This is a genomic window from Nocardia sp. NPDC004340 (assembly GCF_053602575.1).
In genome coordinates this window covers 239,233-252,113 of the sequence record NZ_JBSGDW010000006.1, presented here as the reverse complement: position 1 = coordinate 252,113, position 12,881 = coordinate 239,233, and the positions used below count along the sequence as shown (strand labels likewise).

The window sequence follows — 12,881 nt, the reverse complement described above, 5'->3', positions numbered from 1 at the left end:
ACCGTCCGCTACCGGGTCAGCGGCCGAGGTGGCTGTAGACCTCGGCGGCCACGGCGGTGTCGCCGCGCGGCGTCGGGTGGAAGGGGAGGCCGACCAGGTTGACCTTCGGGTCGAGGGCGGCCAGCACCCACGGGTCGGGGGCGCACAGGCCGTGTCCGGCGGTGGGGACGCGGGCATCGACGAAGTCGATCGAGAGGAGCTGGGCCGCATCGCGTTCGGCGTCGTCGAGGCGGTTCCAGAAGGCGTTGACGGCGCCGCCGCGGGGCTGGATGTAGCGGAAGGTCCCGAGGACGTCGAGGCACCAGGTGTTCGAATTGGCCGGGGCCAGTTCGGGATAGCCGACGAGCTGGATCTTCGCGTTGGGCGCGTAGTACTTCACGTACTCGACGACCTTGCGGATGCGGTCGGCGTAGGCGGCACCGGTGATGGTGTCGAGCTCGGGCCAGTGCTCCTTGTCGATGGCGTCGGCGTCGCAGCCCTGGCTCATGTTCAGCGCGCAGCGCAACTGGCTGGGGGCGTCGGCGACATTGGTCGAGTCGCGCGGCCAGGAGTCGTTGGCGCCCAGCTGGATCGCGACCACCTGAGTGCGCGGGCCGAACGCGCCGTTCTTGCTCGCCTTGATCGCCAGCTGCGACAGGGTGTAGCCGTCACGGCCGGGGATCTCCTTGCCGGTCGAGGTGACCGGGCCGCTGTCGATGGAGGCGTTGGTGCAGGTCGCGTTCTCGAAATCGGCTGCGGGGACGCCCATCAGCGCGCTGAGCTGGACCGGCCACGAGGTGGCGCGGTGCAGGCACTCGTGCGCCGCGGCGTCGTTGTTGCCGTCGCATTTGACCAGGACCCCGTCGCAGGCCGGGTTCGCGGCGAACGAATCACCGAGTACGACAAGGGTGCGACCCTGCGCGGGGGCCGGTTCGTCGGCCCCGGCGATGCCCACCGAACCCGCGGCGGCGAGCACCGCGGCGACGGCGGCCAGCCGCAGCGACGCGCCCTTGGTCGTGAAACTCAACATGCAAATCCTCCCCAGCGGAAACGTTGCGCTAGACCGACAGTGTTGCTCATGAGACCGACAGTGTTCTCACCAGGCCGACAGAGTGCTCACGAGGCCGGAGGGACGATCATGTAGGTCAGCTTCGGCCAGGCCACCGACAGCGGGACCAGCGGCTCGCGCAGGATCCAGATGTTCACGTGATGGTTCTGGCCCGCGATGCCGAGCTCGTCGACCATGTGCAGCGCTTGGGTTTTCTGCCCGAAGTTCGCGAGGAACGCCCGCTGCTCCGGACTGTCGTTGTAGCCGACCCACAGGATGGTGGTGGCCGAGTCCGGCGGCGGACCCCACACGGCGAAACCGCGATTGGGGCTGTAGGTCGGCGGGATCGACTGGAACTTGCCGTAGTGGTCGAGCGCGCCGGCCTCGTTGTAGGCCTCCGCGACCACCGCGGTCGCGGCCCGCTCCTCGGGCGGCAGACCCGCCGCCACCTTCTCCACGGCGTCGGCCAGGTCCGCCCAGTCGTCGTTGCCGTAGTGCTGCAGGAAGCCCAGTTTGCTGGTGTTGGGGACGTCGATCCAGCTCTTCGGGTAGGGGAGCGTGGCCAGGGCGGCCATCAAAATCGCTGTGAGAACGGTCAATCCGGTGAAGACACGCCGCAGTACGGCCGCCGGACGCGGACCCGCGGTGTCGAACAAGCCCGACAGGACCATCGCGCCAGCGCCGAAGATCGCGGGAATGATCCCGGCGACGTAATAAGACCGGCCGTGGCTCGCGACCACCAGCACCACCATCAGCAGCGCCGCGACCAGCACGAAGCGGTACGGCCGCAGCTTCGGATCCCGGGCCAGGCCGTACAGGCCCAGCACGCCCAGACCGCCGCCGAGGAAGCCGGTGACCACCAGGATCGCGATCACCGTGCCCCACTGGCCGCCGTCGCTCTGCGCGGTCTCGTGCGCGATCGCGGCATTGGTGGCCAGCTGCGGCCAGTCGTGGGAGGCCTGCCACAGCAGGGCGGGGGTCATGGCCGCCGCCATGATCAGCAGGCCCAGCCACAGGGCCGGGCGGCGCAGGATCTCCCGCGGACCCGCCACCAGCATCGCGGCGCCGACGCAGGCGCCGAGCATCAGCACCAGCCACTTGTCCTGCACGTCGATCGCCGCCGCCACGCCCGCGGCGACGAGCAGGCGGTCGCGGCGGGTGCGCACCCAGCGGACCAGCAGCCAGATGATCAACGCCTGGAACGCCACATCGATGGCGACGCTGTCGAGCACGGTGTAGGCGAAGATGAACGGCGAGGCGGCGTAGCCCGCGGCGGCGAGGAGCTGGAACCGTTCCCGCGCACCGCATTCGTAGGCGACCGCGGCGGTCAGCACCGACACCGCGAGCAGCAGCAGCAATCCGGGGATCCGCAGCGCGATCACCGATCCGGGCGCGAGCACGTCGGCCAGCCGCGCGATCACCGGGATCAGCGGGCCGTTGTCGACATAGCTGACCGCCAGGCGGCGACCGCACGCCAGGTAGTACAGCTCGTCGCCCGCCAGCTGGAACCGGAACGCCGAGACCGACCAGACCAGCGTGATCAGGCCGGAGACCAACAGGACACCGCGCCACGCGAATTGCGGCGGCGCGGTCGTCGCCTCGGATTCAGGGGTGATGGTGAGCGTCATTGCTTCTCCGGGTCAGTGCGACGCGAGGTGGCTGTGGATGGTGGCGGCCACGGCCGTGTCGCCGCGCGGCGACGGGTGGAAAGGCAAGGCGGACGGGCTCTGCCGGGGATCGAGGAAGTTGCTGAACCACGGGTCGGCGGCGCACAGGCCGTGTCCCGCGGTCGCGGGCTTCAGGTCGATGAAGTCGACGCCCAGGATTCCGGCGGCCTCGCGCTGCGCGGTCTGCAGCCGGTTCCAGTACGCGACCATGGCTCCGGCCCGCGGCTGGACCCAGTGCACGAAGCCGAGGATGTCCGCGCACCACTCGGTCGCGCCCTCGGGGGCGATCTCGGGGTAACCGATCAGTTCGATCTTCGCGTTCGGGGCGTAGTACTTCACGTAGTCGACGACCTTGCGGACGCGGTCGGCGTAGGCCGTCCCGGTGATGGCCGTGTAGTCCGGCCACCGGCCCTCGGCCACGGCGGCGTCGTCACAGCCGTGCACGAGGTCGGTCACACAGGTGAACACCCTGTTCACATCCGCGGAGAGGGTCGCGTCCTTGGGCCAGGAGTCGTTGAACCCGAGCTGGATGGTCACCACCCGGGTCCGCGGCCCGAACGCGCCGTTCTGCGCGGCGTCGAGGGCCAGCTGCGCCAGCGTGTAGCCGCCGCGACCGGGCACCTGCTCGCCGGTGGAGGTGACCGGGCCGGTGTCGATGGACGCGCTCGAGCACGAGTTGTTCACGACGTCCGCGGCCTCGACGCCCATCAGGGCGCTCAGCTGGACGGGCCATGAGGAGGGTCCGTGCAGGCAGGCCCGCAGCCCGGTGCTGTCCGGGTTGTCGCATTTGGTCAGCACCACGTCACAGGACGGGTTCGCGCTGTAGGAGTCGCCGAGCACCACGAGCGGGCGGCCGGGTGCCGGGGCGGGTTCGGCCTCGGCCGTGCCGGCGGATACCGCGGCGGCCAGGACGCCCATGGCGACGGCCAGCCGGGGTAGGAGTACGGCCCGGCCGGTTGTCCAGGAACTGGTCAAGTGCAAAATCCTCATCGAGCCACAGCCATGCCGAACGGGGCACGATTATGATGCAGCCCACAGCAACTGACAGATAAAGCAAAGTAACTGCATTTCACTTGGTTGGCAAGCAAGCGATTCGCACCTGGCGAAGGGGCGTCATCTACCCCACAACGCAGTTCGGCCCAGGCGAGAGAATATTCTCTGGCCTGGGCCGATAAGGGTGGCTGACGGGACTCGAACCCGCGACACCCAGGATCACAACCTGGTGCTCTACCAGCTGAACTACAGCCACCATTGCCGGTAACTTCCGGCGCGCTAGAGCTTAACGTGTCGCCGCTGCGAGTACCTAATCGGCTGTTCAGGAGGGGTTTACGGGCGGCTGCGCGGGGGGCGTCAATTCGGCGGCGACAGCGGCGATCTCGGCCGTGGAGGGGCCGGGAGCCGGAACGAACGCGGTGCGGCGGTAGTACTGGAGCTCACGGATGGACTCCTGGATATCGGCCAGCGCGCGGTGCGCGAGCCCCTTCTCGGGCTGACCGAAGTAGATCCGCGGGTACCAGCGCCGGGCCAGTTCCTTGATCGAGCTGACATCGATCATGCGGTAGTGCAGGTGCGCGTCCAGCGCGGGCATGTCGCGCGCGATGAACCCGCGATCGGTGGCGATCGAATTGCCCGCCAGCGGAACGGTCCGCGGCGTCGGCACGTACTGCTTGATGTAGTCGAGCACCTGCTGCTCGGCCTCCTCGAGGGTGACGGCCGACCGCCGCACCTCCTCGGTGAGCCCCGACTTGGCGTGCATCTCGGTCACCACCGGCGGCATGGCGGCCAGCGCGGCGTCGTCGGCGTGGATCACGATGTCCACACCCTCGCCGAGAATATTGAGGTCACTGTCCGTGACGAGCGCGGCCACCTCGATCAGCTTGTCGCTGTCGAGCCGCAGCCCGGTCATCTCGCAGTCCATCCACACCACGTACTTGTCGGTCACCGCCAAACACTAACTCTTCGCCCGACCCCCACCCGGTTTGCGTCGGACCGTCCGCGCGGCCCGAACCCGATTGGTTAACCGTGGGCAACCCGCGTCGAGGCCGCTCGGACGTGCGATCGAGCAGTATCGTTGCGGTCGAATCTCACGCGCGGCGAGCGGATGGCGTGTGGGTCGGGCAGTTTCTGAGCGGTCGGCACGGCAGACGGAGGAAGCGCGATGACCACCCCGCAGGAGAAGGCAGCGGCGGCTCGGAAGGCCGCCGAGGAGGCGGCGCGGATCGCGGCCGAAGCGGCGGCCGCGGCCGAAGCCGCCGAACAGGAGGCCGCCGCGCAGGAGGCCGCCACCGCGGCTGCGGCTGCGCCTGCGGCGGATGCGGACGGCAAGGCCGCGGGCACGGCGAAAGTGGCTGCCGCCGATGCCGATCCGACGAGCAAGGACGAGGTCGCCGCCCGGGAGATCGCCGCCGGGTACGCCATGGAGGGGGTGGCGCTGGAGCTGGGCACCGTGATCGTCGGCGGCACCGTGCATCCCGACGCGCGGGTGCGGATCCCGATGAAGACCATGAACCGGCACGGACTCATCGCGGGGGCCACCGGTACCGGTAAGACCAAGACCGTGCAGGGCATCGCCGAGCAGCTCTCGGCGGCCGGTGTGCCGGTCGTGGTGGCCGACATCAAGGGCGACCTGTCCGGGCTGGCGCAGCCCGGCCAGTCCAACGAGAAGCTGCTGACCCGAGCCCAGGAGACCGGCGACGCGGACTGGAAGCCGCAGGGGTTCCCGTGTGAATTCGTCTCGCTCGGCACCGGCGGGATCGGGGTGCCCATCCGGGCGACGATCACCTCGTTCGGGCCGATCCTGCTCAGTAAGGCGCTGGGGCTCAACGAGACTCAGGAGTCGACCCTCGGTCTGATCTTCCACTGGTCGGACCAGCAGGGCCTGGCGCTGCTGGACCTCAAGGACCTGCGCTCGGTCATCCAGTACCTCACCAGCCCGGAGGGCAAGGAGGATCTCAAGGGCATCGGCGGCGTCTCCGCGCAGACCGCGGGCGTGATCCTGCGCGCGCTGGTGAACCTGGAGGCCGACGGCGGCGACACCTTCTTCGGTGAGCCGGAACTGAATCCGGCCGACCTCATGCGCAGCGCGGGCGGGCAGGGCGTGATCACCCTGTTCGAGCTGGGCGCGCAGGCCGCGCGGCCGCAGATGTTCTCGACGTTCCTGATGTGGGTGCTGGCCGATCTGTTCCAGACCCTGCCCGAGGTCGGCGATATGGACAAACCCAAGCTGGTGTTCATCTTCGACGAGGCGCACCTGCTGTTCAACGGCGCGTCCAAGGCGTTCCTGAACCAGGTCGAGCAGACGGTGAAGCTGATCCGCTCCAAGGGCGTCGGCGTCTTCTTCTGCACCCAGCTGCCCACCGACATCCCCAATGCGGTGCTCTCCCAGCTGGGTGCGCGCGTCCAGCACGCGCTGCGCGCCTTCACGCCCGAGGATCAGGCGGCGCTGTCGAAGACGGTGCGCACCTACCCGAAGACCGCCACCTACGACCTGGAGAAGGCGCTCACCTCGCTGGGCATCGGCGAGGCGGTGGTGACGGTGCTGTCGGAGAAGGGCGCGCCGACCCCGGTCGCCTGGGCGCGCATGCAGCCGCCGCGCTCGCTCATGGACACCATCGGCGACGACGCGATCCGTTCCCGCGCACAGCAGTCCACGCTGTACGGCAAGTACGGCCAGACCATCGACGCGGAATCGGCGTACGAGATCCTGACCGCGAAGATCCAGGCCGCCGCCGCGCAGGCCGATCAGGAGGCGGCGGCCAAGAGCTCGCGCTCGGCCAAGCCGGCGCCGGAGGAGGATTCGATGGCGGAGAAGATCGTCAACAATCCGGCGTTCAAGAACTTCCTGCGGTCGGCGGCCACCGTGGCCGGGCGCGAGATCAGCCGCAGCATCTTCGGCACCCGGCGGCGGTAGGCCGGTCGGGCTCAGTGCCCGATATCGCGGCTGAGCAGATCGTCGATGGTTTCGCGGCGGACCAGTTCCCGGGAGCGGCCGTCGCGGACCGCGACGATCGGCGGCCGCCCGATGCCGTTGTAGGACGAGGCCAGGCTGTGGTGGTACGCGCCGGTGCACGGCACCGCCAGCACCTCGCCGGGGCGCAGATCGACGGGCAGCCGGATGTCGCGGGCCAGGATGTCGCCGGCCTCGCAGTGGCGGCCCGCGATGGTGGCGGTCATCTGGGGGCCGGTGGGATGCCGGTTGGCGACCACGGCGTCGTAGCGCGCGCCGTAGAGGGCGACGCGCGGGTTGTCGCTCATGCCGCCGTCCACGGTCACATAGGTGTGGCCGTTCTCGACGTGCTTGATCGACAGCACCCGGTACAGCGTGACGCCCGCCCGCGCGACGATGGCGCGACCCGGTTCCAGGGCGATGCGCGGGCGCGGGAAGCCGTGCCGGGCGCACGCCGCGTCCAGGGCGTCCTCGATGATGTCGGCCAGTTCGGCCAGGTTCAGTTCCGCGTCCCCGCCGCGGTAGGCGACCGCGTGCCCGCCGCCGAGATCCAATTCGGTGAGGGTGACGCCGAATTCGTCGCGGATGCGGGCCATCTCGGCGACCATCCGCCGCACCGCCTCGCCGTAGGGGAAGGTGTTGTAGATCTGTGAACCGATGTGGCAGTGCAGGCCGGTGAGTTCCAGATTAGGTTGCCGCACAATGCGATCCACCACCTCCTTGATCGCCGTGCCGCCGATCGGGAAGCCGAACTTCTGATCGGTGACGCCGGTCCGGACCGCCGGATGCCCGTCGATGTCGATATCGGGGGTGACGCGCACCAGCACCCGTTGCGGTTTCACGGCCAGCGCGGACAGCAGGGTGATCTCGGTAAGCGAGTCGACCACGATGCGCCCGACCCCGCAGCCCACGGCGGTCTCCAGTTCGGCGAACGGTTTCCCGTTGCCGTGCAGCACGATTCGCTCCGGATCGGTCCAGCCGGACAGCGCGACCGCCAGTTCCCCGGCCGAGCACACGTCCAGGGACAGGCCCTCCTCGGTGATCCATTCGGCGACCGCGCGGGTGAGCAGGGCCTTGCCCGCGTAGATGATCTCGGCGTCCGGGAATCGGGTGCGGTAGGCGCGGCAGCGGTCCCGCACCTCGGCCTCGTCGAGGACGTAGGTGGGGGTGCCGTACTGGTCGGCGATATCGGCCAGCGCCACCCCGCCGACGGTGATGCGCCCGTCGGCGTCGTAGTGCGTGTCGCGCGGCCAGACGGCCGGGTCGAGACGGGGGACCAGGCCCCCGTCCCGCAGCGACGGGAAGATCTCGAGCAGCGTCAAGGCGTCTCCTGGTGAGAGCTCCCCGCTTTCTCTTCTGCGGGGCCGTCACCAGGACTACGCCTGATCGAGGGGGTCGAACCGGTCCGGTACGTGCCCTTTACGAGCCCCGGTCCGATCTTGACGTTTTGCTGATCAGCCGCCGAGCTTCTTGTAGGCGGCGCCCGCCACCACCGAGGTGATGGACCGCGGCCCGAACTGCCCGGCGATGCTCATACCCTTGCTGATCAGGCCCGGGACCACTCGCATCTTGTTGCGGGCGAGCGCGTCGATGGTGATCTTGGCGGTGTGGGCGGCGGTGACCCAGATGAACTCCGGGATCTTGCTGCCCATCTCCTCCTGGTCCGGGTTGTCGGTGCGGACCGGGCCGGGGGCCAGCAGGGTGACATTGACGCCGGAGCCCTTGAGCTCGCCGCGCAGCGACTCGGAGAAGGTGTTGGTGAACGCCTTGCTCGCCGAGTAGGTGGTGTTGTGCGGAATCGGCATATTGCCGGCCGCGGAACCGGTGATCAGGATGCCGCCCGCGCGGCGCTCCAGCATGCCCGGCAGCACGGCCAGCGTGAGGTCGTGCACGGCCACCGCGTTCAGTTCCATGATGTCGCGCTCGTAGTCCAGATCCAGCTTGGCGAGCGCGCCGAAGGTGGCGACACCGGCGTTGTTGCACAGGATCGCGATATCGCGGGCGGCCAGCTCCTTGGCCAGCGGGGCCCGCTGGTCCCGGTCGGACAGATCCACCGCGCGCACCTCGGCGGTGATGCCGTACCGCTCGGTCAGCCGCTGCGCCAGGTCGGCCAGCAGATCGCCGCGCCGGGCGACGAGGATCAGCGAGTAGCCCCGCGAGGCAAGCTCTTCGGCGAGGGCGACCCCGATCCCGGAGGAGGATCCGGTCACGACGGCACGATTGTCGGCGGTGGGTGCAGGCAGGCTCACGACATGGCAGCCTACCCACGGAGTCGGGTGGCGGACAGCCCGGTGCGAGCGCCGGGCATCCGTGCGGGGTGGATGCCCGACGCCGCGGGCTCAGCGCGAACGCGCGGGCAGCGGTTCGCGTCGGCGGTGCTTGGTCAGCCCGCGTTCCCGGTGCACTGCGAATCGGTGATGTGCACGCTGCTCGGCTCGGAGCTGCCGAGGCTCACCAGCAGCGGGCTCGGGTCCGGGCCGCTGGCGGCGATGGCATTGGCCTCGGCCATGGCCTTGGTGCGGCCGAGGCCGGTGTAGAGGTTGCCGTCGCGGTTGGCGAGAGCGGCGCAGCCGTTCACCCAGCGGATCTTCACGTAGCAGTTGGAGACGCCGCACTGTTCCAGTGCGGCGGCGTCCGCGCTGCCCTGATCCTCGTAGTTCCAGGTGGTGCCGATGCTGTAGTAGTTGCCGTCGATGCCGACCGCCATCGAGCCGTAGAGATCGCCCGCGGCGTGCGCGGTGCCCATACCGCCGACGAACATCGCCGCGGTCGTCGAAGCCACCAGGCCGAGGGCGGCCTTGCGAGTCAGAGCCATAGAGATTTCTCTCCCCCAAGATCGTTGAAGCAAATGCCTCGTGATCATGTCAGGAAGGTCCGACACCGCCGACCATCTGAATCGGTTGGTGGATAGGTCAATTCCGCGGTTTCGGCTCCATGAACGCGATGCCCCAATTCACGTGGCCGCGCCACACCCCCGCGATGCGGCCGCCCTGGACGGCGGGTTTGGGGTCGCCGATCGAGCCGCCCGCCGCGCGGATGGCGGCGACGGCGGCGTCCAGATCGGCGGTCATGAAGGCGACGCCGACCAGGGCGGGCGGCCGGCCGGAGGTGACCGCTTCGATGAAGGGTTCGCCGACGCGGTAGAAGGCCATCTCGGGCCCCTCCGGGCCGCGGGGGAAGAAGCGGCGGCGCGGTGGGACCCCCAGGACGGCGGTCAGATCGGTGACGGCGGAGTCCAATTCGGGAACCCAGTAGACGACGTGGTCGATGATCGTCACGCCGTTGGGGTGTCCCGCACCGGACTGGGTCTCCGCCGATTCCAGGCAGGGCACACCGAGGGTCGCGGGGTCGGCGTGGGTTTCGTCGAAGCCCCAGGCCGCTTCGCCCAGAACGCATTCGACCTGCCCGACGCGGAAGCGGCCGTCGGTGACGGTGAAACCCAGTGCCGCCCAGGACTGCTCGTCGCCGGGCAGACCCAGGCGGGTGAGGTTCGGCATTACAGGCTCGCCGCCAGGCGGGTGCCCTGGTTGATGGCGCGCTTGGCGTCGAGTTCGGCGGCCAGGTCGGCGCCGCCGATGAGGTGCACCTTCACGCCCGCGTTCTGCAGCGGCTCGTGCAGGTCGCGCACGGATTCCTGGCCGGCGCACAGAATCACGTTGTCGCATTCGATGACCTGCGGGCGCTGCCGCTTCTCGCCGTAGCTGACGTGCAGGCCGCGGTCGTCGATGCGCTCGTAGTTGACGCCGCCGATCTGCTCGACGCCCTTGGCCTTGACCGCGGCCCGGTGCACCCAGCCGGAGGTCTTGCCCAGGTCCTTGCCGAAGGCGGACGACTTACGCTGCAGCAGCACCACTTCCCGGGCGGCGGGGGAGGGCTCGGGGGTGGTGACGAAGCCGGGGACGGTCGGGTCGTCGGAGACGCCCCACTCCTCCTTCCACTCGTCGAGCTTGAGGCTGGGATGCCCTTCGACGGTGAGGAATTCGCTGACGTCGAAGCCGATGCCGCCCGCGCCGATCACGGCCACCTTCTTGCCGACCGGCTTGCCCTCGCGCACCAGTTCGGCGTAGGTGAGCACCTTCGGGTGGTCGATGCCGGGGATATTGGGGATGCGCGGCTTCACGCCGGTTGCCAGGATGACCTCGTCGTAGCCGCCCGCGATGAGCTGCTCGGCGGTGGCGCGGGTCTCCAGATGCACACGCACGCCGGTGAGTTCGAGCTGCCGGGTGAAGTAGCGGATGGTCTCGTTGAACTCTTCCTTGCCCGGGATGCGGCGGGCGATGTCGAACTGCCCGCCGACCTTGTCGTCGGCCTCGAACAGGTCCACGTGGTGCCCGCGCTGGGCCAGGCTGACCGCGGCCGACAGCCCGGCCGGGCCCGCGCCGACGACGGCGAACTTGCGGGTGCGGCGGGTGGGCAGCAGCTTCAGCTCGGTCTCGTGCCCGGCGCGCGGATTCAGCAGGCAGGACACGGTTTTGGCCTGGAAGGCGTGATCCAGGCAGGCCTGGTTGCAGGCGATGCAGGTGTTGATCTCGTCGGTGCGCGCGTCCTGCGCCTTGCGGGCCCAGTCGGGGTCGGCGAGCAGCGGGCGGGCCAGCGAGATCAGGTCGGAGTCGCCGCGGGTGAGGATCTCCTCGGCGGTCTCGGGCATATTGATGCGGTTGGACGCGCACACCGGAATGTCCACGAGGTCTTTGACCTTCGCGGTCCACTCCACGAACGCGGCGCGCGGCACCGAGGTGACGATGGTGGGCACCCGGGCCTCGTGCCAGCCGATATCGGTATTGATGATGGTGGCGCCGGCGGCCTCCACATCCTTGGCGACGGCGGCGATCTCGTCCCAGGTCTGGCCCTTCTCCACGAAATCGGCCATGGAGAGCCGGAACACGATGATGAAGTCCGGGCCTACCGCCTTGCGGACCCGGCGCACGATCTCCCCGGCGATGCGGCGGCGGTTCTCCGGCGAGCCGCCCCACTTGTCCTTGCGCTTGTTGGTGCGCTCGGCGAGGAACTGGTTGATGAAATAGCCTTCACCGCCCATGATCTCGACGCCGTCGTACCCCGCGAACTTGGCCAGGGCGGCGGTGCGCGCGTAATCGTCGATGGTGTTCTCGACGCCCTTGCCGGACAGCGCGCGCGGCTTGAACGGGTTGATCGGGGCCTTGATCGCCGAGGCGGAGACGCTGGTCGGCATGTAGGAGTAGCGGCCGGCGTGCAGGATCTGCAGCGCGATCTTGCCGCCCTCGGCGTGCACCGCCTTGGTGATGGCGCGGTGCCGGTAGGCCTCGGTCTTGTTGGTCAGCTTCGCGCCGAAGGGCAGCAGCCAGCCGGTGCGGTTGGGGGCGTAGCCGCCGGTGATGATCAGGCCCACACCGCCTTTCGCGCGTTCGGCGAAGTAGGCGGCCAGCCGGTTGGTATGCCAGGCGCGATCCTCGAGGCCGGTGTGCATGGAACCCATGACCACCCGGTTGCGCAGGGTGGTGAAGCCGAGGTCCAGGGGTTCGAACAGGTGCGGGTACGCGCTCATCGGCGAGTGCCTTTCGGGTCGGACGCCTGCGACCGGGCTGTGTCGCGTTTCAGGGCGTCGAGTACTTCGTCGCACCAGTCGATGAACCCCTCCTCGACGCGGATGCCGCCGCGCAGGACGAGGTACTGGTGCAGTTTCGGGCCGGTGAGTTGATCCGGCGCCGGGTAGTCCTTCTTCTCGAAGGCGCGGTACAGGTCGAGGCGGTGGGCGTGCTGGTCGCGGTGGCGCTGCACCTCGCCGACGATCACGCTCGGTTCGCCGAGGGAGGCGGCGCGCAGCTTGACGCCGAGGTCGCTGCGCAGCGGTTCCAGGTCGGCGGGCTCGGCGATCCAGCGGATCAATTCGTCGCGGCCGGCGTCGGAGACGGTGTAGACCTTCTTGTCCGGGCGGCCGTCCTGCGGCACGGTCTCGGCGATCACCCAGCCCTGCTCGTCCATGCGCTTGAGGACGCGATAGATCTGCTGGTGGGTGGCGTGCCAGAAGAAGCCGATGGATTTGTCGAACCGCTGGGCCAGGTCGTAGCCCGAACTGGCGCGTTCGGTCAGCGATACCAGCAGCGCGTGTTCGAGGGCCATGCCGCCAGGGTAACTGCTACGAGACGTACTATGCAATTCAGTGCATAGAGCCCGCGTGTGGCGCGCAGACGTCGGCGTGTCGGTTAACGCGGCCGGTAGCGGGGCTGATTTCTGAGCGAACCACTCGCCCCTGGGGAGATGC

11 protein-coding genes and 1 tRNA gene are annotated in these 12,881 nt (G+C 69.2%); 1 reads left to right on the top strand and 11 read right to left on the bottom strand.

What is annotated here, in order from left to right; genetic code table 11:
- Positions 1–16: 16 nt before the first annotated feature.
- The 5 genes from ACWEOI_RS25115 to orn all read right to left on the bottom strand — a co-directional run bounded on the left by ACWEOI_RS25115 (position 17) and on the right by orn (position 4,636).
- Positions 17–1,009 (bottom strand): SGNH/GDSL hydrolase family protein, encoded by a 993-nt coding sequence (locus ACWEOI_RS25115; RefSeq protein WP_452361195.1) that lies wholly within the window; start codon positions 1,007–1,009, stop codon positions 17–19.
- Between the two features lie 86 nt (positions 1,010–1,095).
- Entirely contained in the window at positions 1,096–2,655 is a 1,560-nt protein-coding gene (locus tag ACWEOI_RS25110) for an ArnT family glycosyltransferase (protein ID WP_452361194.1), read from the bottom strand.
- 12 nt (positions 2,656–2,667) lie between these two features.
- Positions 2,668–3,669, bottom strand: a complete 1,002-nt coding sequence (locus ACWEOI_RS25105; RefSeq protein ID WP_452361193.1) for an SGNH/GDSL hydrolase family protein — start codon at positions 3,667–3,669, stop codon at positions 2,668–2,670.
- A 201-nt stretch (positions 3,670–3,870) separates the two neighbouring features.
- Positions 3,871–3,943, bottom strand: a tRNA-His gene (locus tag ACWEOI_RS25100).
- A gap of 66 nt (positions 3,944–4,009) precedes the next feature.
- Complete coding sequence (gene orn / locus ACWEOI_RS25095; protein ID WP_433671560.1) at positions 4,010–4,636, bottom strand: oligoribonuclease; 627 nt, start codon at positions 4,634–4,636, stop codon at positions 4,010–4,012.
- A gap of 216 nt (positions 4,637–4,852) precedes the next feature.
- Here orn and ACWEOI_RS25090 point away from each other — a divergent pair, with 216 nt between their 5' ends.
- The gene (locus ACWEOI_RS25090) at positions 4,853–6,604 is read left to right on the top strand and encodes a helicase HerA-like domain-containing protein (RefSeq protein ID WP_452361192.1); all 1,752 of its coding nucleotides are present in this window, start codon (positions 4,853–4,855) and stop codon (positions 6,602–6,604) included.
- Positions 6,605–6,615: 11 nt separating this feature from the next.
- Here ACWEOI_RS25090 and lysA read toward each other — a convergent pair whose 3' ends face one another.
- The 6 genes from lysA to ACWEOI_RS25060 form a co-directional block, all read right to left on the bottom strand.
- Positions 6,616–7,962, bottom strand: coding sequence for a diaminopimelate decarboxylase (gene lysA / locus ACWEOI_RS25085; RefSeq protein WP_452361191.1), 1,347 nt, complete (start codon positions 7,960–7,962; stop codon positions 6,616–6,618).
- 132 nt (positions 7,963–8,094) lie between these two features.
- The gene (cmrA, locus tag ACWEOI_RS25080; RefSeq protein ID WP_357284449.1) at positions 8,095–8,889 is read right to left on the bottom strand and encodes a mycolate reductase; all 795 of its coding nucleotides are present in this window, start codon (positions 8,887–8,889) and stop codon (positions 8,095–8,097) included.
- 134 nt (positions 8,890–9,023) lie between these two features.
- Positions 9,024–9,455: a DUF4189 domain-containing protein gene (locus ACWEOI_RS25075; RefSeq protein ID WP_379277241.1), complete on the bottom strand. Its 432-nt coding sequence runs from the start codon at positions 9,453–9,455 to the stop codon at positions 9,024–9,026.
- Between the two features lie 97 nt (positions 9,456–9,552).
- The gene (locus tag ACWEOI_RS25070) at positions 9,553–10,137 is read right to left on the bottom strand and encodes a VOC family protein (protein ID WP_452361190.1); all 585 of its coding nucleotides are present in this window, start codon (positions 10,135–10,137) and stop codon (positions 9,553–9,555) included.
- Positions 10,137–12,164 carry an oxidoreductase gene (locus ACWEOI_RS25065; protein ID WP_433671567.1) on the bottom strand — a complete coding sequence of 676 codons (2,028 nt, stop codon included), beginning with the start codon at positions 12,162–12,164 and terminating at the stop codon, positions 10,137–10,139. The genes ACWEOI_RS25070 and ACWEOI_RS25065 overlap by 1 nt, the downstream gene beginning before the upstream one ends.
- Positions 12,161–12,739, bottom strand: coding sequence for a helix-turn-helix transcriptional regulator (locus ACWEOI_RS25060; protein ID WP_433671568.1), 579 nt, complete (start codon positions 12,737–12,739; stop codon positions 12,161–12,163). Before ACWEOI_RS25060 ends, ACWEOI_RS25065 begins: the two co-directional genes overlap by 4 nt.
- Between the last annotated feature and the right edge of the window lie 142 nt (positions 12,740–12,881).